General features: G+C 67.6%; 9 protein-coding genes. All 9 read right to left on the minus strand.

The features are described 5' to 3' along the window. Positions 1-16: 16 nt before the first annotated feature. The 9 genes from AQ611_RS10030 to AQ611_RS10070 all read right to left on the minus strand — a co-directional run bounded on the left by AQ611_RS10030 (position 17) and on the right by AQ611_RS10070 (position 23277). Positions 17-238 (minus strand): MbtH family protein, encoded by a 222-nt coding sequence (locus AQ611_RS10030; RefSeq protein ID WP_006029593.1) that lies wholly within the window; start codon positions 236-238, stop codon positions 17-19. Then, entirely contained in the window at positions 235-1845 is a 1611-nt protein-coding gene (locus AQ611_RS10035; protein WP_069234408.1) for a cyclic peptide export ABC transporter, read from the minus strand. Before AQ611_RS10035 ends, AQ611_RS10030 begins: the two co-directional genes overlap by 4 nt. A gap of 2 nt (positions 1846-1847) precedes the next feature. Next, positions 1848-11123 (minus strand): non-ribosomal peptide synthetase, encoded by a 9276-nt coding sequence (locus AQ611_RS10040; RefSeq protein WP_083237284.1) that lies wholly within the window; start codon positions 11121-11123, stop codon positions 1848-1850. Beyond that, positions 11120-12010 (minus strand): phytanoyl-CoA dioxygenase family protein, encoded by an 891-nt coding sequence (locus AQ611_RS10045; protein ID WP_231935802.1) that lies wholly within the window; start codon positions 12008-12010, stop codon positions 11120-11122. The genes AQ611_RS10040 and AQ611_RS10045 overlap by 4 nt, the downstream gene beginning before the upstream one ends. Then, positions 12007-13596 carry an amino acid adenylation domain-containing protein gene (locus AQ611_RS10050; protein ID WP_231935804.1) on the minus strand — a complete coding sequence of 530 codons (1590 nt, stop codon included), beginning with the start codon at positions 13594-13596 and terminating at the stop codon, positions 12007-12009. The genes AQ611_RS10045 and AQ611_RS10050 overlap by 4 nt, the downstream gene beginning before the upstream one ends. After that, positions 13580-16966, minus strand: coding sequence for a non-ribosomal peptide synthetase (locus AQ611_RS10055; protein WP_069234411.1), 3387 nt, complete (start codon positions 16964-16966; stop codon positions 13580-13582). Before AQ611_RS10055 ends, AQ611_RS10050 begins: the two co-directional genes overlap by 17 nt. Before the next feature lie 159 nt (positions 16967-17125). Then, positions 17126-19018: an asparagine synthase (glutamine-hydrolyzing) gene (gene asnB / locus AQ611_RS10060; RefSeq protein ID WP_069234412.1), complete on the minus strand. Its 1893-nt coding sequence runs from the start codon at positions 19016-19018 to the stop codon at positions 17126-17128. 24 nt (positions 19019-19042) lie between these two features. Beyond that, positions 19043-22300 carry a non-ribosomal peptide synthetase gene (locus tag AQ611_RS10065; RefSeq protein WP_069234413.1) on the minus strand — a complete coding sequence of 1086 codons (3258 nt, stop codon included), beginning with the start codon at positions 22298-22300 and terminating at the stop codon, positions 19043-19045. After that, positions 22297-23277, minus strand: a complete 981-nt coding sequence (locus AQ611_RS10070) for a nitroreductase family protein (protein ID WP_231935807.1) — start codon at positions 23275-23277, stop codon at positions 22297-22299. Before AQ611_RS10070 ends, AQ611_RS10065 begins: the two co-directional genes overlap by 4 nt. Position 23278 lies beyond the last annotated feature (1 nt).

Here is a 23278-nt window from a genome sequence, read left to right on the forward strand (position 1 = left end):
CGACTCAAATCAGCGCTCACTTCGATTCGCGTGCGTTTTCCTCAAGCGCGCGCCTCAGGCTCAACGGACGCATGTCTATCCACGTCTTTTCTATGTAATCGAGACACACCGCTTTCTTGCCACTCACGCCCACTGTTTTCCAGCCGGCCGGCACTTCCTTGTAAACCGGCCAGATCGAATACTGCTCTTCATGATTGACGACGACGTTAAATTCGGTATCTTCATGGTCCCAACTCATTTTTCATTCTCCTTGACAAAGCTAATTTGCATATCTTTCATATGCACGATTGTGTCGGCCACATTGAAATAGTCACTGTCATGCGTCACAACGATGACCAGTTTCTTCATCGCCGCCAGTTCGGGCAGGAACCGTCGATAGAACAATTCCCGACGGCTCTTGTCTTGATCCGCCGCCCATTCATCGAAAATACAAACCGGCTTATCGTCGGCCAGCAGATTGACCAGCGCCAGCCGCTTTCGCTGCCCCTGGGAAAGGCGCGGAGCCGATTGCCAGCCGCCCGCCGCAGACAATTTGTCTTCGAGCCCAAGCAGATGAATCCATTGGCTCAACATCGGGCTTCGTGCCGAAGGGGCCGTCTCAAAGGGCATGACAAAAAAATCGCTATGGATCGCGCTGACGCACCGCCGCAGCATCAAGGCCGAATCCAGGCCGAGCGCGACATCGTTCAACAGCACAGATCCTTCGCTCGCCGCATAAAGCCCCGATAGCAATTTCGCCAGCGTCGTCTTGCCCGAGCCATTGCCGCCTGTGACGAATACGATTTTTCCGGCGGTCAACTGCAAATCAATCGGGCCAATCGATACGGGCTGTTCATCCGCGTCGACGGGATAGCGAAAACGCAGGGCCCGCAGCGCGAGACTTCGGACTGTGGGTTCAGTCACGTCGGCACGCTCGCGCGGCAATTGAGGCTGTTCAAACCGGGCGAGGCGCTCAAGGGCAACTTTACCCGCGACGAGGGTTGGCACCATTTCCATCAACGCCATCAACGGGCCGCGCAACAGTAGCAACACGAGCGCATACGTCGTCAACGTGCTGGCGTTGCCGAGCGACAACTGGTTCGGCAACACGGTCGCCATGGCAAGAAGCATAAAGAAAACGAAGTTGTTCCATTGCACCGTCGCCCCCCAGAGGATGCCGCTCGCCCTCTTGCGCGAAGCAAGCCGCAGACTCAACGGCGCGAACGTCGACTCGATGAAGCGTTGCCGACGACCGGCGCTGAGCCGGAACTCCTTCGCGCCTTCAATGAGCGCGCGATACAGCCCCTGCATCTCGTCCTCGTCGGTCCGCGCTTCGCGAAGCGTTCGGTCAAGGCACGCGGACGCGTATCGCGCGACGCTCATCCCAACGAGCAGAACCGTGGCCACCCCCACGAAATGAACGGGCGAAAGCAGCAGCAGATACCCGAATCCGAATGCCGCAAGGCCCGCGCAGACGACGAAAGACGGCAGTGTTCCGAGCGCGGAGGATGCCTTGGCGACGTCCTCCGACAAGATCGCATGCAGGTGGGACGCCCCGAGCCGCTCATGCGTCTCGTACGGCAGATGCATGATGCGCGACACAACCTGGCTTCGCAGATCATGCATGATCCGCGCGCCGACGTGGCTCAGCGTAACCTGCGAACACAGGCCGCCCAGCACGGTCACGACAAGCGCCGCGATGAATACGGGCCACGCGAAATGCTGACCGGCGACGCGATCCGTCAACGCAAAGGCGATCTCGCGAATCGCCACGATGACGGCACCCGACGACGCCAGCCCGGCGAACACGCATAGCGCGAGAAACAGCGCCCGTTCACGGCGCAACAACAGAATCCTGACTGGCATGTTCAGATCGACTCCGTCACTGGCATCCCATGTGCCGCATCGTGATCGAGGGACGTCATGATCCACGACGCCACCTCCTGCACCCAGGGCCGGCGCAGCAGCGCGTAGTGATGCGCGTCAAGCGCATGCACGTGCAATAAAGCCGTCCTCGGCCAGCTCGACGACGCGCTGACGTGCGCCGGACCCGCGCTTTCGAGCAGCGCGATGCAGGGCGTCGTTACCTCATGTCCGCCTGTCGCGCCCGCCTGCAGGAGTGCGACGGATGCCTCGCGCAATTCGGCCAGGGCTGCATCGTCGATCGCATCGGGCAGCAATCCCGCCACCGCATCGGACGTCTCGCGCGCCGCGCCGGGCTGCCCGGCTGCGCCGCCGACCGTATCCATTACGCCGAACGCATCGATCAGCAGTGCGGGCGACGACAACGTCAACCGAGACGCATCGGCCCGGCTCAGCAGATTCGCCGCCAGCATGCCGCCGAACGACCATCCGCACGGTATTGCGCGTTCGATTCCGGCCTCCGCGAGCGCGGCCGCTATCAGTCGGCACAGCGAGCGCACCGACTGCTCCGCGCCATCGCGCCACCGCCGCAACAGCGGCAACGTGAGCGCAACCGTGCCAAGCCCGCCTGGCCAGGCCCGCAACTCGTCCATCAACGCCGCATAGCAGGCGCCGTCGGTCCCAGGCGGCGCGATGAAGATCAGCATCGGCATGCGGCCGTCTCCGGCCTTCCAGACGCTGACCACCGCCGCGTCGGCGGACGACGCCGGCCGGGACGGCGGCTGCGCGTCGGGCACGGCGATCCGCATCGCGAGCCGGCTCGGCGTCGGATAGCGGAAGACGTCGAAGACCTGCAATGCCGTGCCGAGCCGTTCATTGACGAGACCGATTATCCGCACCGCCATCAACGAAGTTCCGCCGTAGTGGAAGAAGCTCTTTTCCATGTCTTCAACGGGGGTGCCCAGCACTTCTTCCCATAGCGTCGCGAGCCGGCCCGCCAGCGTACTGAACGCGGTTCGCGGACTGCGGCTGGCCGCTTGGCCGTGATCGGATGCAAGCCGCTCGCGGTCGACCTTGCCGTTGACCGTCATCGGCCATGCGTCGACGAAATGAACCGACGCCGGAACCATGTAGTGCGGCAGCCGCGCGCCGAGATAACTCAGCACCTGCGCGTCGTCCAGCGCGCCCGGTCCAGTGAGTTGGACATAGGCGCGAATCTCCTGCCGGTAGGCGTCCATCAGCGCCAGCGCGGCGCGCACCTCCGGCATCCGCTGGATGGCGCTTTCGACTTCGCCGAGTTCGATTCGATAACCGCGCAACTTGATCTGCGTATCGGTCCGGCCCAGTATCCATAGCGTCCCTGAAGCATCGCGCCTGACCCGGTCGCCGGTGCGATAAAGCCGCCCGGACGCCGCGAAGGGATTCGGAATGAATCGCTCCGCAGTCAGCGCGGGGGCACCGAGGTAGCCATCCGCGAGACAACCGCCGCCGATATACAGCTCGCCTTCGACGCCGTCCGGGCAGATCCGCAGATCGTCATCCAGCACGAAATACGCTGCTGCGCCGAATGCGCGCCCATAGGGAACCGCGCGCCGCCAGCGCATCGCCCGCGCCGCCTCCGCCCGGCCGATGTCATGGAAGTTCGACCAGATCGCCGCTTCGGTCGCACCGCCCAGCGCGTACCAGTGCGCGTTCGGAAAATGCCGGCTGCCGTCGGCCGGCAACGTGACCGGAATCCGGTCGCCGCTCAGCATGACGAGCCGCATCGTCTCACTGCGGAATGCGTCTGCCAGCACGTCGCAGCCGGCGAGCGCGAACTGCAGCACGGCCGGCGTGGAATCCCACATCGACACGTTCCAGTGCGTCAGATAAGCGGCCAGGACGGTCGGGTCGAACAGCATGCCGCGATCGGCCACGCAAACCGTGGCGCCCGCCCCCAGCACGCCGAACACGTCGTAAATGGACAGATCAAACCCTGGCGACGCGCACCACATCAGCCGGTCGCCGGCGGTGACCTGGAACCGCTCGTTGATCCAGTCGAGCGTGGCGCACGCTGCCGCGTGTCCGATCATCACGCCCTTCGGCGTGCCGGTGGAGCCGCTCGTGAAAATGACATAGGCGGCGTGCGACGCATCGTGCGCGACGGAGACGGGCAACGGGCGCGAGTCGGCCCAGTCCCGCGCGGTCACGACTGTCCCGAAGCCGCCCGGCGCGGGTGTACCCCGCTGCGTCCCGACGTCGTACAGGCAGACATCGCGCATCGACTGCGTCGCTTCCAGCGACCAGCGCGCGACGATCGCGTGGGTCGACACGAGCCGGGTGATGCGATGCTGCGCAATGATGCCGCGCAGCCGCAGCGCCGGCACGTCGCTGTCGAACGGCACGAAGCAGCCCGCCGCCTTGCTGACGGCCAGCAGCGCGACGATCAGCGGATAGTCGCGCTCCACGCAGAGCGCGACGCACTCGCCCGGTTGCAGCCCATCCGCCAGCAAGCGGCGCGCGAGTCGATTCGACTCGGCGTCGAGCGTCGCATAGCTGAACTCGCCCGAGACGGTCTTGACCGCGATCGCATCGGGATTGGCCTTCGCGTGGCGTGCGAATCCGTCGATCAACCGGGCATCGCGCACGGCCGGCGCGACCACGGAGGCACCGACATCGACGCCCGGCAACGCGGCGAGCGGCACGTCGAGATGCGTCGCCAGACAGCTCAGCAAGTGCCGCAGGTGCGCGCCAAACGCGGCGATGCTTGCCGGTGCGTACAGCGCGGTCTTGTATTCGAGCGTCACCCACATGCCGTCCGGCGTTTCGTTGCAATGGCACGTGAGGTCGAACGGCGTCGCGTGACGGCCGCCCTGCGACACACGCCAGTGCAGCCCGTGCGCGTCGTTTGTCGCGAGCGTCTCATCCGTATGCGCGAACGCGAGCTGGAACAACGGGTGATATCCCGGCACGCGCTCGGACTGCCGGTCCGTGACAATCGCCTCGAGGCCCGGCTCCTGGTGACGGAAAGCATCGACGCAGACGGCATGCACGCGCCTGATGAAGCCGGCCAGCGTATCACTCGGCGAAAAGCGCGTGCGCAGCGGCAGCGTATCGACAAAGAAGCCCTGCATCGCGCGGGTCGACACGATCTGACGATTCGTCACGGGTGTGCCGATACAGATGTCGCGACTGCCCGCGTAGCGATGCACCGCCAGCTTGAACAACGCGAGCAGGCCGACAAAGCGCGAGACGCGCAGCCGGGCCAGCAGGCCGCCCACCTGCTCCAGCTCGTCCCGTCCGATCAGGAACGCATGCGTCGCGCCATCGTGTCGCATCGTTGCGTCGCGCGGGTAATCGGCGGGCAGCGACAGGAACTCGGGACAGTCGCGCAACTGCTCACGCCAGTACGCCAGATGCGCCTCGTGCGCGGGGCCGCGCGCACGCGCCCATGCCGCGTAGTCGATGTATTGAATGGCGGGTGCGGCGAGTCTGGCCGGTTGCGCATACTGCTGGCCGATCTCGTCGACCAGCAGCGAGATCGAATCGGCATCCGTGATGACGTGATGCAGCACCAGCGCCAGCAGCCGCGTCTGCTCGGACAGACGCGCCACCTGCAGCCGGAACAGCCCAGGACGACGCAAATCGAAACGATGCGACGCCTGCATCGCACGCCATGCGGCTTCGTTCTTGCGCTGCTCGAGTTCCGTCAGCGTCGACCAATCCTCACACGCCAGATCGGGAACATGCGTATCGTCGATCTGCGCGACGACCTCGCCATCGACGAAATGAAATGACGTCCTGAACACCTCGTGACGCTGAAGGCAAGCGCGAATCGCGGACAGAAACCGCGCATCGTCCGTCACCCCGTGCACGCGCAGGACGACCGACACGTTGTAGTGCGTCGCGCCCGGGTCGATCTGATCCAGAAACCACATGCGCCGCTGTGCGCTCGTCACGGGGAGATGTCCGCCGCGCGCGATCGGGCGGATGCCGTCCCGTCCCGGCTGCGACGTCCCGCCGGTTCGCGCGAGCGCGTCCGCCTGCGCCGCGAACTCGGCAAACACGGGGAATTCGAACACGTGCCCGAGCGGCAGCACGAGCCCCGTCGCCCGTTCCAGTTCCGCCAGCATGCGCAGCGCGAGCAACGAATGACCGCCCAACGCGAAGAAATCATCGGTTTGCGCAATATCGTCCCGCTTCAGCGCGTTTCGCCATGCGTCGCGCAGCAGGTGTCCGAACGAATCCGACGGCGCGAACGGCACTCGTGGCTCGGGTCTCGCGCGCCATTCCCACTGTGCGAGCAGGTGGACGTCGACCTTGCCGTTCGGCGTCAACGGCAGTGCATCGAGCACGACGAAGCGATTGACGAGGCGGCCGTACGCGAGCGGGCGGGTGCGCGCCACGCGCGCCCGGAACGCCTGTTGCAGCGTCGTTTCATCGAGGATCGCGCCCGCTTCGGGCACGCAGAACGCGATCACGCGCGCGTCGTCCTCGTCGTCGCCGGATGCGATTGGCAGCACCACCGCGTCGCTTACGCCGTCGCACGCGCGCACGTCCGCGGTCAGATCATGGAAATTGACCCACACGCCGCGCAGTTTCCGGACGCCGTTGGCGCGCCCCAGATAAGCAACATGGCCGCGCTCGTCGACCCGGCCCAGATCGCGCGTGCGGTACATCCTCGCGCCCGGCTTGCCGGCAAAGGGATCGGGAATGAAGTGCTCGGCCGTGAGCGCGGGTTGTCCGGCATAACCGTGGGCGAGCCCGCTCCCGCCTATGCAGATCTCCCCCGGCACACCCGCGGGCGTTTCCGACAGAGCGTCGTCCACGAGATACAGCGCGGCGTGCGGATGGGGACGGCCGATGCCCACCGCGCCGTCGAATGTGGCGCGCCGGATATCCTCGACGCTCGCGTAGATCGAGCATTCGGTGGGACCATACAGATTGACGACGCGCTGTACGTCCGTCTGCGCAAAGATCCGTTCGACCAGTTTGCGCGGCAGCGGCTCACCCGCGACATTCAGCGTCACGGCGCCGGCCGGGAAGTCTCCCCGGTCGAGCAGCATCGCGACGTGCGATGGCGTGCCGCTCACGCAGGTCAGCTGAGTGTCCGACTCTGGCAGGACCTGCAGACTCTCCAGCATCGTTGCGCAGCCGCCCAGCGCCCAGGGCGTGAACATCTCGAACAGCGACACATCGAACGTCAATGCGGTCGCGAACGTGCTGTTTCGATATTCGCGCGCGGCATACGCGCCGCACGCCCACGCAATCAGCGCGAGCACGCCCTGATGCGGCACCGTCACGCACTTCGGCCGGCCTGTCGATCCCGAGGTGCGAAAAACCACCGCGCTCGCCTGAGCCGTTCCCGATGCGATCACCGCGGCCGGTCCATCGGCCATCGGCGCAACCAGATAGTCGAGCGCGATCGTGCGCACGCCGTCGAGGCCCGCGCCAGCCGGTCCGGCCAGCACGATCGCGTCGAGGCCAGCGTCGCTTGCGTGCTCACGCCAGTCCGACGCGCAAGCCTGCATGTCCATCGGGCTGTAAGCCGCGCCCGCGCGCAAAATGCCGAGCAGACAGACGATCGCATCGGCCGAGCGCGGTACACCCAGGCCGATGCGCGAACCCGCGCCCACACGTTGCGCCCGCAACCGCGCGGCCACGCGATTCGCACCAGCATCGAGTTCGGCATAAGAGAGTGTCGTCGCGCGATCGCGCAGCGCCGGCTGGTCCGGCACACGGCGCGCCTGCCGGCTGACGATCTTGCACAGCGCACGCACGCCGCCCAATCCGGCCGCATCGGCGGAAACCGGCGCGACCGGCGACACGCGCGCCGTGTGCGGCGTCAGCGCCAGGATTCCAGCGTCGGGATGCGCTGCCCATTGCTCGAGCATCGACACATAATCGGCCGCCAGGCGCCCGATCATTTCCGGATCAAGCAGATCCTCGCGGAACTCGAATTCGCCGTAACCGATGCCCGCTCCGAGCGTCACCGTGCCGCTCAGCTTGAACTTCGCCTGCTGCGTGCGTTGCGCGATACCTCGCAGCGTCAGACCGTCCGGCGCCGACACCGACGGCGCAAACGCCTGAAACGCGAACAGGGCCTCGAACAGCGGCGACGCATCGAGATGCCGCTGCGGCTGCAGCGCCTGCACGACTTCCTCGAACGGCGCGCCTGCGTGCGCAAGCGCATCGATGACCGTGTCCCGGGTCGCCGCGAGCAGATCGGCGAGCGAGCGCCCCGCATCGATCCGCATCCGGAGCACGACGGTATTGACGAACAGCCCCACGATCGGCGCGGTCCCTTCCCGATCGCGGTTCGCGACCGGCGCGCCGATGCACAGATCGCTCTGGCCGCTGTATCGCGACAGCACGATCGCAAACCCGGTCAGCAGGATGGCGTGAATCGACGCGCCGTGCGCGGCGGCGATCCTGCCAAGCGCCTCGCACAGCACGGCGGGCAAGCGGAACGAATGATGACCGGCGCGCGGGCCGGCACCCGGCGCCACCGTCCGTGCCGGCAACGCCAGTTCGCCGCGCGCGCCGCCCAGTCGGTCGCGCCAGTAACGCAGGTCCGCATCGACGGCCTGCCGCGCCTCGTCCGAGCGCCGCCAGCAGCAATAGTCCCGATACTCTGCGGGCAGGACGGGAAGCGCGTCGCGGCCCGAGTAAAGCCGCAGCCAGTCGTCGACGATCACCCCCATCGACCAGCCATCCGCCACGATGTGATGAAGCGCGACGTACAGGTAATGCACCTTCGGATCGTTGGTATGCACGAGCCGCGCCCGGATCAGCGGCCCGCTGCCCAGATCGAACGCCGCATCGAGGTCCTGGATCAGGTGCGCGGGCGGCGTATCGCCTGGAGGCGTCTCGCCCTCCCAGCGCACTTCATCAAGATGCACCGCGCCAGTCGGCAGCAGGCATTGCCGGATCTCACCGTCCACCGCCCGAAATACCGCCCTCAACTGTTCGTGCCGCCGCACCAGCGCCGCGAACGACGCGCGCAGCGCGCTCACGTCGAGCGCGCCGTCGATCCGGTAGGCGGTCTTCATCACGTAACGGTCCGACACATCGGGCAGGCGGTCGAGCACCCACATCCGCGCCTGCGCCTCGGACACCGGGTACGACAGGCTGCCGTCCTCTTCGATGCGGGTCCACTCGTCACTGCGTGCGTCCGGCTGCATGTACCAGGCGCCACAGGCGGCGTCCTCTCGGCGCTGCGCGGCCATGACGGCAAAGCGCGCGACCGTGCGTGCTTCGAACAACTGCTGAAGCGTCGACGTGCAGCCGAACTCCCGGTTGACCTCGGCGACGATCAGCGCAGCGGACAGCGAGTTGCCGCCCACAGCGAAGAAATCGTCCTCCGCGCCAAGCCCGGGAAAGCGTAGCGCGTCCGCCCAGATGCGCAACACCGCCGCCTCGTGCGCATCCCTCGGCGGGCGCTTGCGCGACGCGTCGTCCGCATCGCGCCCGACCCGCCACAATTCATCCAGGTCGGGCGCGCCGCCGACCTGCTCGACGATCCACGGCACGACGCGAAATCGCGACGGCACGCCATGCATCGGCAACGACGCGAACAGCGCGCGACGCAGCACGGCGAGCGCGAATGACGCCTCGTCCACCATGAGATGCATGACCAGCCCGTGTTCGACATCGTGCGTCAGCAGCGCGCGACGCACTCCCGTCACAGCGCGCGCGCACCGTTCGACCGCGTCGATGTCGATGCGGCCGCCATCGACGTCGTAGTGCGCCGGTCGCGTGTCCAGCGTGCGCACACTGAGGTCCGCCAGCCGCCGCGCCGGCACGCCCAGGCGCACCGGCGCGGCCGACGGATCGTCGAACCGGCACAACTGCCCGACAAAACCAGCGGGCACCGCGACGCCCCAGTCGTCCAGCACGTCCGTATCGCCCGCCATCCTGGACGCGATCGAATCGCGCCGCGTCCAGCCGAGATGAGTGAGCGGCGTATCGGGTTCCCGCGCGGCATCCATGAGCATTCGCAGATACACGTCGAGCCAGGCCTGCGCCGTCGACGGCTCGACGACGCTCGCGTCGTATTCGAACACCACCTCCACGGCCGCGTCTTTTTCATACGCGGTCAGCTTCAGGTCGTAGGTCGATCCCGCGTCGATGCCGCCCAACTGCGCGAGCGCCACGTCGCCGAGCCGCAAACGCGGCCCCGACGCATTCATGAACGCGAACAGCGCCTGCGTAAACGGCACCCGCGCGGGATCCCTGACTGGGCACAGCCGTTCGACGAGGTACTGGAACGGAACCTGCTGCCGCGCCATGCCTTCGAGCGTGATCTCGGCCACTCGCGCGGCGAAGTCGCGGAACGGCTGATCCGGCCGCACGTCCGAGACGAGGACGATCGTGTTGAAGAAAAGGCCGACCGTATCCTCGAATTCGCCGTCGCCGCGATTCGCGACCAGCGTCGCGACCGGCACGCGTTCGCAGCGGGACAGGCGCCACAACAGCACGTCGTAGGCGGCCAGCAGGATCGAAAACAAGGTCGCATGCGTGGCACGGGCGAGCGCGTGCAACTGGCGCGTCGCCGTGACGGGCAGCACGCCCGTCAGGGTCCGCTTGCGCGGCGTGCCCGCGACGCTGCGCTGCCGATCGACCGGCAGCGCAAGCTGGGCGGGCAGCGCGCCAAGGCGGTCGGCCCAAAACGCGACCGCGCGCGTGCCCTCGTCGGAGCGCAACCACGCGTGCTGGCGCCGGGCGAAGCGTAGATAGCGCGCGCCGCCATCGTCCCGCGCGGGGCGCGCCGGATCGCGTCCGGCATAGCGCGCCGCGAGTTCCCGGTGCAGCAGTCCCATCGACCAGTCGTCGGCCAGCAGATGATGCACCGTGAGCAACAGGCAACTGTCGCGCGACGACAGGCGCACCAACGCGTAGCGGAACAGCGGAGCGGCGGCCAAATCGAAAGGCGTTTCCCGGAACCGGACGCGCAGCGCCGCGAGTTGCGCCGCCGCCTCGTCGGGCGGCAGGCCGGACCAGTCGTGCACCGGGCACGCGATCGGCGCGATGTCGTCGAAGCGCTGCGCGACGCCGTCGTCGTCGTCCGCGTACGGTACGAAGCGCAGATGTAGCGTCGCATGGTTGGCAAACGTATCGGCCAGGCTGCGCGCGAGCCGCGGCAGATCGACGTCGCCCTGCAACGCCAGCACATCGGTCATGTGGAAGTGGGCCGCGTCGCGATCGATCCGCATCGCGCGGTACATCTGCTTTTGCCCCCAGGACAGGGGCGCTTCGTCGGCGTGGCGGGAACCGAAAGACGGGCTGTTTCGCTCGTTCATCGTGATTGGTCTGGTGCGAAGTTGTCGGTCAGCGTGAGCGGGCTCGACAGCGCCCACGATAAAGGGTTTCCGCGTACCGGACGCCGCTTCCCGGTACGCGTGAAATAGTCGGCCCCGAAGCCGGGCGACGTGAACACGCCGTTGAACACCCAGCGTTCGCCCTGCGTGAAATCGCCCGCGCGGTGATAGCCGCGCGTATCGGCGAAAACCAGCGTGCCCGCCGGGCCGTCGCACGAGACGGCCTGCCGATCGAGGCTCGCCGGCGCAATCTCGATCCGGCTGCCCTGCGCGCCCTTGCGGTGCGTGCCGCGCGCGTAGCGCATCGCGCCATTGCATGCGCCGACATCGGCGAAGTAGGCGAACAGACGCACCACCGACGTATCGCACCGTCCATCGCGGTGCCACTTGCCGTTCTCGGACAGCCCGCCCCCCGAATGCCGGAATACCGCGTACTTTCTCAACTGAACGAACATGTCGAAGTACGCGTTGATGATTTCGAGGAACGGGGCCTGGCACGCGAAACGCGCGTACACGCTATCGGGATTGAAGCGCGGGTACGAACCCAGCACGTTCGACATGAATGCATAGGCCCGCGCCTGATCGGAGTTCGCGGGCACGCGCTTGCGGCGTTGCGACTCGGCCCGACACGCCTGCTCGCGCAATGCGTCGAACAGCGGCTGCATTGCGGCGAAGCGGCTCACGTGCGAGATCGCAACGCCGTCGTCGTTCAACGCTTTCAGGATCCGGCGTCCCTCGTCACACAGCACGGCGCGGTGATGGCGGTACTCGCGCGTCGGACGGCGATTCAAGACGTTCCGGTACAGGAAATCGCATTCGACAAGGCGATGGAAGATGCGGTCGAACAGGTTCATGGAGTGGATTTTCACTGAAACGGATTCAACGCGTGCAGAAGTCGCGTCGCCGCGGCCCGGTCCGTCTTGCCGCGTTCGTTGAGCGGTATCGCAAACACGATTTCAATCAGTTGCGGCGTCATGTACGCGGGCAGCGCCGCCGCCAGACGCGCGCGACACGCTTCGCGCAGCGCGTCGACGGGCAGATCCGGCCTGGCGCGCTCGACGAGCGCCGCCAGCTCGGCACGCTCGCCGTCGCGGTAAAGCATCACGACAGCCGCGCGCACGTGCGGGTCCCGCAGCAGCACCGCTTCGATTTCCTCGGGTTCGATCCGATGGCCGCGCAGCTTGATCTGCAGATCGAGCCGACCCAGGAATTCATAGACGCCGCCGCGTCGCCTGACCCGGTCGCCCGTCCGATAGAAGCGCCCCTGCGCGAACGGCACCGCGACGAATGATGTGGCCGTCTGTGCCGGCGCGTCGATGTAGCCGACGCCCGTCGCCATGCCGCCGATCAGCAGCTCACCTGCGTCGCCGTCCGCTACGGGAGCAAGGTCGGCATCCACGACATGCAGTTCGGCGCCTGGGATCGCGCGGCCGACCGGCACGGCTTCGCCGTCCGGCGCGCAGGTCATCACGTGATGCGTGACGTCCACGCCGCACTCGGTCGGGCCGTATGCATTGACGAGCGGCGCGTCGCTGACGTCGAACCAGCGACGCGCTACCGCGATCGGCAGGCGCTCCCCCGCCGTCACCATGATGCGCAGTGTGTCGGGCACGCGCGCGCGATGCCGCGCCACGACATCGAGCAGCGTCGCCAGATAGCTCGGCACCGCCTGCAGCACGGTCACATTCGCGCGCGCCAGCCCATCCAGCAGCGCCGGCGGATGCGCGACCGCGTCCTGCGCCACGACCGTCACGCGCGCGCCGACCAGTCCCGCCGCCAGAAACTGCCAGACCGACAGATCGAACGCGCACGGTGCGGTCTGCGCGATGCGGTCGCCCGCATGAAGCCCGAGATCGTCGATCTTCGCCCACAGATGATTGACCAGGTTCGCCTGCGACAGCAGCGCGCCCTTAGGCTCGCCGGTCGAGCCCGACGTGAAGATCACGTAGGCGGGATCGTCGAGGGTCACGTCGGGCAGCGCGTGGCCGGCTTGCGGCCCCGACGCCAGCCACGCCGCGGGATCGACGACCGTGACGGCGCGATCCGGATCGATCGCGTGGTCTGCGTGCGCATCCGCCAGCATCAGGCGGCAGGCGCAACGCGCCAGCATGTACCGCTTGCGCTGGGCGGGCGCGCCGGGATCGATCGGCAGATAGGCCGCGCCGCACTTGAAGGTCGCCAGGATCGCGGCAAGCATCACGACATCGCGCCCGCGCGAAATCGCGACGATCGCCCCGCGCCCCGCGCCCAGCCGCCGCATTTCGTGCGCGAAGCGATTCGCCAATCCGTCCAGCTCGGCGTAGGTCACGCGCCGGGCCGCGTCTTCAGCAGCGATCGCCGACGGGTGCGTCCGCGCCGTTTCCTCGAACCGGTGAATGTACGGCACGCGCCGCGCCGTCCGGTTGCGATCCACATTCGTCAGCATATCGGCCGCCCGCTCACAGCTCGACGTCATCGAAGCTGTCGGCGCCGATCGTCCACTCGATCAGGTCGCCCAGCCCCGCGATCGTGACCGCTTCGAACACATTGCGAATGTCGAGCTTCACGTTCAGTTCCGACTGGATCCGACGCACGATCTTCACCGCGCTCAGCGAGTGGCCGCCCAGTTCGAAGAAGCTGTCGTAAATGCCGAACGGCCGGTCGGCGGGCAGGTCGAGCACGTCGCGCCAGATCGCGACCAGCACGCGCTCGCGCTCCGTGCGCGGCGCCCCTTCGGGCGTGCTCGTCGGCGCCGCCGGACCGGCGCCGTATGCGGCCAGCGCGACGCGATCCACCTTCCCGGTCCGACCGCGCGGCAGCGCATCGAGTTGCGTGATGCGCGCCGGCACCATGTAGAACGGCAGTCGGGCCTGCAGGATGGCGCGCAGTTGATCGGCGAGCGGCGCCTGCACATCTTTCCGGCGCACCGGAAAACGCGCCTTGAGCAGTTGCGCGATCCCCTTGCGCTGTTCCACCGGCAGCGGCCGCGCGCGAATGAAAGCGGCAATCGCCGGCTCGCCGCGCAGATCGGACGACACGACGACCGCCGCCTCGTCGACGCCGTCGATCGACATCAGCGCATGCTCGATTTCGCCGAGATCGATCCGGTAGCCGCGGATTTTCACGCGCTGGTCGCTGCGCCCGCGCAACGCGAGTCGCGCTTGCTCGTCCCATGAGCCGAGGTCGCCGCTGCGATACATGCGGCTGCCCGGCGCGCCGAACGGATTGGGCACGAACTTTTCCGCCGTGAGACGCGGATTCCCCATATAGCCCCTCGCCAGCAGGTCGCCCGCAATCGCGATCTGTCCGGTCACGCCAGTCGGCACCGGCCGCAGGTACGCATCGAGCACGTAGACCGCGGTGTGCGGCGCAACGCGGCCGACCGGCGCGAGCCCCGCGTCGGCCGCGCCGTCGCACGGATGGAACGTCACCGGGCACGCTTCCGTCTGCGCATAGCTGTTGTAGAGCGTCGCGCCCGACATCGCGACAAACCGCGCCGCCATTTGCTGCTCAAGCGACTGTCCGACGCAGTACACCAGCTTGAGATCGGAGCAACGGGCCAGCACCCGGTCGTCCAGCAAAGCCGTCAACACCTGGGGCAATACGCTGAAGTGGGTGATCCGCTGCTGTTGCAGAAGCTCGCCCAGATAGACGGGATCCTGATGCCCGCCCGGGCGACACATCACTACAGTCGCGCCGTTGAGGAGCGGCCACAGCAATTCGCCGACGAGTCGCGCCGAGCTAGTCGGCGTGGTCATCAGCAGCCGGTCGCCGGGACCAATCGGATGCGGGCACGTCTGCGGCAACTGCCCATTCAACACGCCCGCATGCGTCAACTCGACCGCGTTCGGCACGCCGGTCGAACCCGATGTCATGAAGACGAAGGCCGTCTGTTCGGCACATACGTGGCGCGCCCCTGACGCGGGCGCGGCGCACGCGCGCGCGGCCAGCGCATCGAGCGTGATCACGTCGCCTGGCAGGTTTCCGGCGGCTTCCAGAAGCGAGTCGCACAGCAGCGTAACGATGCCGTGCGCGCGCACCGCATCCCCGATCCGGAGCGCCGGCGCGCTGTGATCGAGCATCGCGCATACGCCGCCCGCGCGCAGCACCGCGAGCACCGTCTCGACCATCGGGATCGAACGGTCCGCAAGCAAGCCGACCCGCTGCTCCGGCGCCAGCCCCGCGAGCGGCGCGACGCCGGCGAGCCTCGCGCTGGCATCCGCCAACGCCTGGTATGTCACGACCCGCTCGCCGTCGATCAGTGCGGGACGATCGGCCCAACGCGTCGCCATCCGCTCGAACCACGCGTGGATCGCCGCCGGCGGCTCGGCGTCGCGCGGACCGGGGCGCGGCGCCGGACACAGCGCGCGAACCTCGTCCTCCGAGAGCATCGCAAGCGCGTGAATCGCCGTGCCCGGGTTTGTCACGCCCTGCTCGAGAATGCGCAGGAAATGCCGGATCATCCGCTCGATACGGCTCGGCGCGAACAGTTCCGTGTCGTACTCGACGCCCCCCAGCACCTTGCCGTCGCGCTCGCGCAGGTACATATAGATGTCGTATTTCGTGGTCGGGTGCGGCACGGTGAAGCGCGGCTTGTCGTGCAGCTTCCCGGTATTGATCTGAGGCAGGCCGATATCTGCCCACTTGATGTTCTGAACCGAAAAGAACACGCGCAACAGCGAATAGCGGCTGAGCCGCTCGCCCTTGCCCCGCACGCCCAACGCCTCGACCACCGACTGGAACGGCGCCGCCTGATGCTCGTAAGCTTGCAGCGCGCTCGTGCTCACGCGCCGCACCGCGTCCTCGAAGGTCGGATTGCCATCGAGTTCGGTGCGCAGCGCAAGCGAATTGATCGTGAAACCGATCACGTCGCGCATCACATCCAGTTCGCGGTTCGCATGTGGCGTGCCGACCACGATATCGGACTGTCCCGTATGGCGCGCCAGCATGATCTTGAACGCGCTCAGCAAGACCATGTAGAGCGTGACGCCATGGCTTCTCGCGCACGCATTGGCTTTCTCCAGCAGATCCGGCTCGATCAGCACGAGGCTGTTGGCCGCCCGGTGACTACGCCGCTCCGGCGTGGGGAAATCGGTCTCGAGTTGCAGCGGCGGCGCCTCGGCGAGCCGCTCGACCCAGTAGTCGACATGCTGCGCGTGCGCGCCGCGCGCGATCTGCTCGCGCTGCCAGATCGCATAGTCGCCGAACTGTGCCGCCACAGGCGGCAGCGAGCATGGACGCCCGTTCACGATGTCATCGTAATGCGTGCGGATCTCGCGATCGATGATCGCCACCGACCATGTGTCGCACACGATGTGATGCAGCGACACGATCAGCACATTCTTGTTCGGCGCGACGATCAGCAGCGTGAAGCGGATCAGCGGGCCCTGTTCGAGATCGAACTGGTGGGCCGCCTCCTTGTCGACGAGCTTCCATCCCGTCGCTTCCTTCAGCGCATCCGGCAGCGGCCGCAGATCGACGCGCTCGAGCGCGGGCGGCCAGCTTTCATGCACGATCTGCACGGCGCCGGCGTCGTCCTGCCGGAACGTCGTGCGCAGGATCTCGTGGCGCTCGATCATGCGGCCGATCGCCTGCAGGAGCGCCGGTTCGTCGATCTCTTCCTCGGGCAGGCCCATCGGATACACGACGTTATGCGCGGTATCGCCGCCCTCGTACCGGTCGATGAACCACAGCGGTTCCTGATAGCTGGTGAGGGGGATGCGCTGGCCCGGCGCGCGCGGGGCGATGCCCTGCCCGCCGGGATCCGCGAGGCGTCGTTCCGCGAGCAACGCCCGGTAGCGTTCGCGCTGGTCGGCAGACAACAACAATGTATCCAGATTGCTCATGATCGATCCCCAATGAGGCCGCGCCGAACCCGCCCGGCCCGCGCGCGACCAATCCAATCAATTCGACGGGCGATGCGCACCACCGCCCGTATTCCCCGCCAGGATCGCCGTCCGCCATGGCACAACGACGCGGCGGCTGCGCGGTCCCCGGTCCGTCCCTCAGCCGGCCACGCCGAAACAGCGCTGCAACGCGAAGAAGCTGAGCGCCATCATCAAAAAGCTGTCGACCCGTTCCTGCGATTTTCTGGACAGCGACGGCAGCAGGCTGTCCAGCCACAGCAGCCGTCGATGGTCGAAGATCGATGAGTGCCGCGCCACGTCGCTATGCAGCACGTCCTGCCAGTAGCGCTGGAACGCGCCGCTTCGCCGCGCCGAGATCGGCGGCGCCTCGAACGGCCGCTTAGGCGCGCGGCGCGCGCACTCGGGCGTCAACGACACGACCGCGGTCCTGAGAAAACGCTTGTCGCGCGCATCGTCGGCGAGCCACGCATCCGGCAACGCATCCGCGACGGCGGCGACGCGATGGTCCAGATACGGATAGCGCGTCTCGAGTCCATGCGCCATGTCCAGCCGCTCCGATACCAGGATGTGATTCACAAACAGCGACTTGCGCCATAGTTGCAGCGACCGGCGCATGGTTGACCTCGACGGGTCGCCGAAGCCGCCCGTCGCATCCAGCAGCATGTCGTATGGGTTGTACTCGCGAAACTGCTCGAGAAACGGCTGCGCGAGCAGCAGGCGCATGCCGCTGCGCTGATAGTTCCAACTGGTCACGAGGTAAGGCGCGATAGCGCCATGGCGCGCGACGTCCAGCCCGAAGAGCGGTAGCGCCTGGCCAAGCTCCGCCGCGAGCGCCGCGCGACCGCTCTCAAGTACGTGCGTAATCAGGTCGCGCTGACGCGGCGAGCCGCCGAACAGGCCGTCCATCACGGAGAAACCATACCCGCCGAACAGTTCGTCGGCGCCGTCGCCTGCGAGCACGGCCTTGTAGCCGCTCGCGGCAACCGCCCGGCCGAGCATCCAGCGCGCGGACCCGATGAAATTGAAACCGATGGTCTCCGCGTGCCGCACCGCGTCCTCGAAATGCGCGACGAGTTGCGGTTCGTCGAACGGCAGGACCTGATGCTGGATGCCGAGACTCGACGCGATCGCCGCCGCGCCGGCCGCATCGTCGGCATGGGTGCCGAAATCCACGGTGAAAGCCGCCAGTCCGTCGGGCCGGTGGCGGACCGCCAGCGCCGCAAGCGTCGCGGAATCGACGCCGCCGCTCAGATAGCAGGCAATCGGTGCGTCGCCCTCCAGCCGGTCGCGCACGGCATGGTCGAGCCGCGTGCGCAACGCCGGCATCAGCGCGCGCACGGGGTCGCGCGGATCGCGCGGCAACGCATCGTCGGCCGCCGGTTCGTAGGGCGTCACGCGCCAACCCTGCGCATCCCATTCGAGCACATGACCCGGCGGCACCTGATGAATGCCGTCGAACAAGGTCTGAGCCGGTCCGAGCGACGCGAAACAATGCTGGAACAGCGCGCCGTGGTTCCAGCGCAGGCACGCGCCGAGCGCGGCCAGCGCCCTGATCTCGGACGCGAGACGGATGCCGTCGCCGTCGATGCGGTAATAGAGCGGCTTCACGCCCCATTGATCGCGCACTGCGTATAACGTCCGCGCGCGCTGGTCCCAGATCACGCCGGCGAATTCGCCGTTCAGCCGCCGCACGAAGTCGATGCCGTCGCGCCGGTAGCCGTGCAGCATCACTTCGCAATCGGATTGCGTCGAGAACCGCGCGCCGCGCGCGGTCAACTCGCGCCGCAACGCCGCGTGTCCGTACAGTTCGCCGTTGACCACGACATGCACGTCGCCGGCGTGAAACGGCTGCATCTCGTGAGCGGGCCCGACCAGCGCGAGACGGTGGAATCCCATCGCGCTGCGCGCGTCGTCCGCGCACCATAGCGCGCGACCGTCGGGACCGCGATGGCGCAGCGTGTCGAGCGCGTGGCCGATCCGCTCGATCGGCACGGCCGCCTCACGATGACAGACGACGACGAATCCGCACATGGTGTCCGCTCCTGTTCATCTCAATCATTCCGGTCGGTTCCGTGCGAGCCGTGAACGCCGCGTGTGCCATTGGGACGGCGCGCGCGCCTGCGGCGTGGGTGCGTCGCGCTCGCCCGATGCGAGCCAGTGCGCGAGCCGCCGGGCCGTGGGAAAGGCGTATAGATCGGCCAGTTCGATGCGCGTCGCAACGCGCAGCGCGAGCCGCGCGTACACCCTCGACAGCACGATCGACGTCGCGCCCAGTTCGTGAAAATTCGCGTCGATGGTCACGTTCGAGCGGCCCAGATCTTCTTCGAGCGCGTGCACGATATCCGCCCGCAACCGGGCTTCGTCAAGCGATGGGGTATCGGACGCCGACGCACCCGCCGTGCACTCCAGTTCGGCCTGGATCGCATCGAGATCGGGCTTGCTGTTGCGCGTCAGCGGAAACGTCGGCCGATGAACGAAACGGATCGGCAGCAGATAACGCGGCAAGGTCTCGCGCGCGAAGCCGGCCAGCGTCGCGAGTGGAATCGGTTGGCCATCCGACGACGTATACAGTGCGCCAACGCCGTCATCCGGAAGATGCGCACAGCCGACCTGCGCGATCCCGGGACACGCCGACAGTGCATGCGACACGGCATCCAGTTCGACGCGATAGCCATTGATCTTGGCCTGCCGGTCTGCCCGTCCGACGAACACCAATCCACCGTCGCGCGAATAGCGGACGCGGTCGCCGGTGCGATACATGCGTTCGCCCGACCGCCACGGATCGGGCACGAACGCGGCGGCTGTCGCGCCGGGCGCGCCCAGGTAACGCGTCAGCTGCGGCCCGCCAAGATAGAGCTCGCCGGTCTGATGCTCCGGCGCCCACCGAAGTCGTTCGTCGAGCACATAGGCGCGCATGCCCGCGAGCGGATAACCGATCCGCGCGTCCTCGTCGTCGGCGCGCAGCCGCGCGCACGTGGCCCAGACCGTCGCTTCCGTCGGGCCGTAAAAGGTCCACGCGTCGACGCCGAGCAACGCGAGCCGGTTGACGAGCGCACCGTCGAGCGCAGCGCCGCCGACGCACACGACCTTCAGGGTCCGCACGCCGCACCGCTCCAGCATCGGCAGCAGCAGACGGCAGGCGGCCGGCGTCAGTCCCATGTGCGTGATGCCGTCGCGCACGAGCGCGTCGTACAGCGCATCGGGCGAGGCCGCTTCCCGCTCGCCGAGCACGGTCAGCGCGCCGCCGTGAGCAAGCGGCCCCCACAACTCCCACATCGAAAAATCGAAGCTCGGATGATGCGCGAGCGTCCAGTGCGCATCGGCGACGTCGAACATGAACCGGCTCGCAGCCAGCAGGTGCTGCAGGCTGCTCCGGCTCACCGCGACGCCCTTGGGCAGGCCAGACGACCCCGACGTATGGATCACATACGCGGTATCAAGCGGATCGGGGCTGGGCAGCGCGGCGTCGCCGACCTGCTCGGCCAGCGTCCGCCACCGTGAATAAGCGAGCGTCGGCGCCGGCATCGACGCAGCCAGTCCGGCATGCGCGGCCGAACACACGAGGTGGCGCACGCCGGCATCCCGGCATGCGCGGGCCAGCCAGGCGGCGGATTGATCGGGATGCAGCGGCGCGACGGCAATCCCGGCCCGGAATCCCGCGATCACCGCCAGCGCGGCATCGACGCCGCGTTCCATCAGGATGCCGACGGGACCGCCCGCCGGCGCGAGTTGCCTGAGCGCGAGGGCCATGCGATGCGTGACGCGCATCAATTCGTCGTGCGACAGACGCTGCTTGCCGTCGCGCAGCGCGATCGCATCCGGCGCGCGGCGCGCATGCGCGCGCAACGCGGCTTCGATGAAATCGGCCGGCGGCGCCGGCGCGACCGGTTCCCGGCAATGCCAGTCCGGCGGCTGCACGAACGCAAGCTCACCACATGGCGTCGCCGGCGCGCCGGCGAGCAGCAACGCGAAACGCGGCAGGTCGGCGACGCACCGTTCGACGAAATGCCGGGGCACCATCGCGGCGTCGTGCTTCAGTCCGCAAGTCCACCCGTCGCTCCGCACGTAGACGGTCAGTGCCAGATCGTATGGCGTCCCATGCTGTTCGACATGCTGCGTGTCGAGCCATGCGTCGGCATCCGGCTCCGGCATCACATTCCACACCAGCCCGACCTGCGTGAATGCGGTCATGCCGGGGCTCAGCTCGCGCACACCGGCGCGTTCGCACAGCGCGGGAAACGGCACCGGCGCGGCACGCAGTCCGCCGCGCAACGCATCGCGATTGCGCAGCAGGAGATCGGCAAAGGTGTCGCGCGCGTCGATGCGCTGGCGAACCGGCAACGCATTCGCGAAATAGCCGATCGTCCGGCTGAATGCGCGGGTTCGGCCATGAACCGGCGTGGCCACGCTGACGTCGTCCGACGCGCAATGGACGTGCAGCAGCAGTTGAAACACCGACAGCATCGCCACATATGGCGTCACGCCGTGCGTGCGCGCGCAGACCGTCAGCGCATCACGGACAGTGTTCGGCAAGTCGAAGCGGTATTCGCGTTCGGTTCGGTTTGCGGGCCGCGCCGCGGGCGCGCCGCCGAACGACAGCAGTTCTGCCGGCTGAACCAGATGAACCGCGTACGCGTCGGCGCGCGCGCGCGCATCGGCGCTGTCGAGCCAGTCGCGTTCCCAGGTCGCGAGCCGCCGGAAATTCGCGTCGGCCTGAAAGGCACGCCGCGTCCGCGACGCAGCCGCGGTCTCGTCCGCGTAGTGCGTGTCCAGCTCTCGCAAAATCAGCGGAAACGACAGGAAATCCACCACGACGTGATGCGCGGTGAACACGAGCAGCGCGACTGTCCCGGCCGCCGGATCGCCAAGCGGCGCGCACACCCGCGCGCCGTTCAGCGTCAGGCCGTCTGCCGCCGCGCGGGACGCAAGGACCGCCACGCAGCGAAACAACGCCACGTCGCCGACGGCGTGCGCGCGTGCAAAGCGCGCGTCGATGAAGGCCGCCAGGCGCTCGCTGGACCAGTCCTGCGCCGGTTCGAGCGGCAACAAATCGTCGTCCCCGATCCGCCCGAGGTCGAGCGGATACGCGGCGAGCCCACTCGCTCCGTCGCCGATCCGGCACCGGAGAATCTCATGACGTTCGACGAGGCGCCGATACGCACGCCGCAGCGACGCGATGTCCGGCACCGTACGCGCACGCGCAATGCCCAGCATCGCATACGTCGCCGCGTCCGGAAACATGGACTGATAGCGCCACAGCAGTTGCTGGTTGACGGAAAGCGGATAGCCGTCCCGCGTCTGCGCGTGATTCACGGCGCCAAGCCTCCGAGCAGCGTGTGCAGGCACGCCTGCCCCTCATCGAGTTCGAACCAGCCGCGCACCGGCTCGAACGCGAAATCGCCGATCGCGCACAGGCCGATGCCGCAGGACGGGGCGCGCATGCGCAGCAACTGCGCCATCGCCCCCGCTTCGAGCAGGCTGTAGTCGCGCGCGCGTGCGCCGTACATCGGTTCGATGGCGGCCGGCCGCGACACCAGATGAATCGAAAACGCGGCCTGCCGATGAATCTCCGCGTTGAGCAACGGGTCGTACAGCGAGCCATCGACCACGAGATCGGGCGCCAGCAGCCACAGCTCTCCGCGCGTCGGATGGAAGTAATACAGGCCGCATGACAGACCCGCGACGGCGCCAGCCTTGACGTACAGATAGGCCTGCACTGGATAGCGCGCGCCGGCCGACGCGTAGGCGGCGCGGCGCGGCGAGTTCGCATCCGTTTGTGCGAGCACGCCCAGCAGCCGCGCCAGTCGCGCGAGTTCCAACGGCGTCTCGCGAAACGTCCGGACGCTGCCGGCGCACGGACTGTCCGATGCATCGACCGCGAGACGCACGACCGGCCAACCGGCGTCGTCGCGAAGCGCGTCGATCACCGGCCCGACGCGCCGCTCGTCCGCGCCGCCGATGTCGGCCGCATCCGGAGGCGCCGGCGGCGCAACCGCGTCTCCTCGCGCCGCATCGACGCTTGCCGCCAGCATCGCGACGGACGGCGAGAAATTCAGCGCGTCGAAGCCGATGCGCACGCCGGTGCTGTCCTCGATGCGGTTGATGATGCGCACCAGCTCCATCGAGTTGGCGCCGAGGCCGATGATGTTCGTATCGCGGTCGGGCACGGCCACGCCCAGCACCGATTCGACGATCTGCCGGATCTGCGCGAGGGTCGGCGACGCGCCATCGGAACCTTCGCTGGCGATGGGCGAACCGGCCGACGGCGATGCAAGCAATGCGTCCATCATC

This window comes from Burkholderia singularis (assembly GCF_001718875.1).
GTDB classification, from domain to species: domain Bacteria; phylum Pseudomonadota; class Gammaproteobacteria; order Burkholderiales; family Burkholderiaceae; genus Burkholderia; species Burkholderia singularis.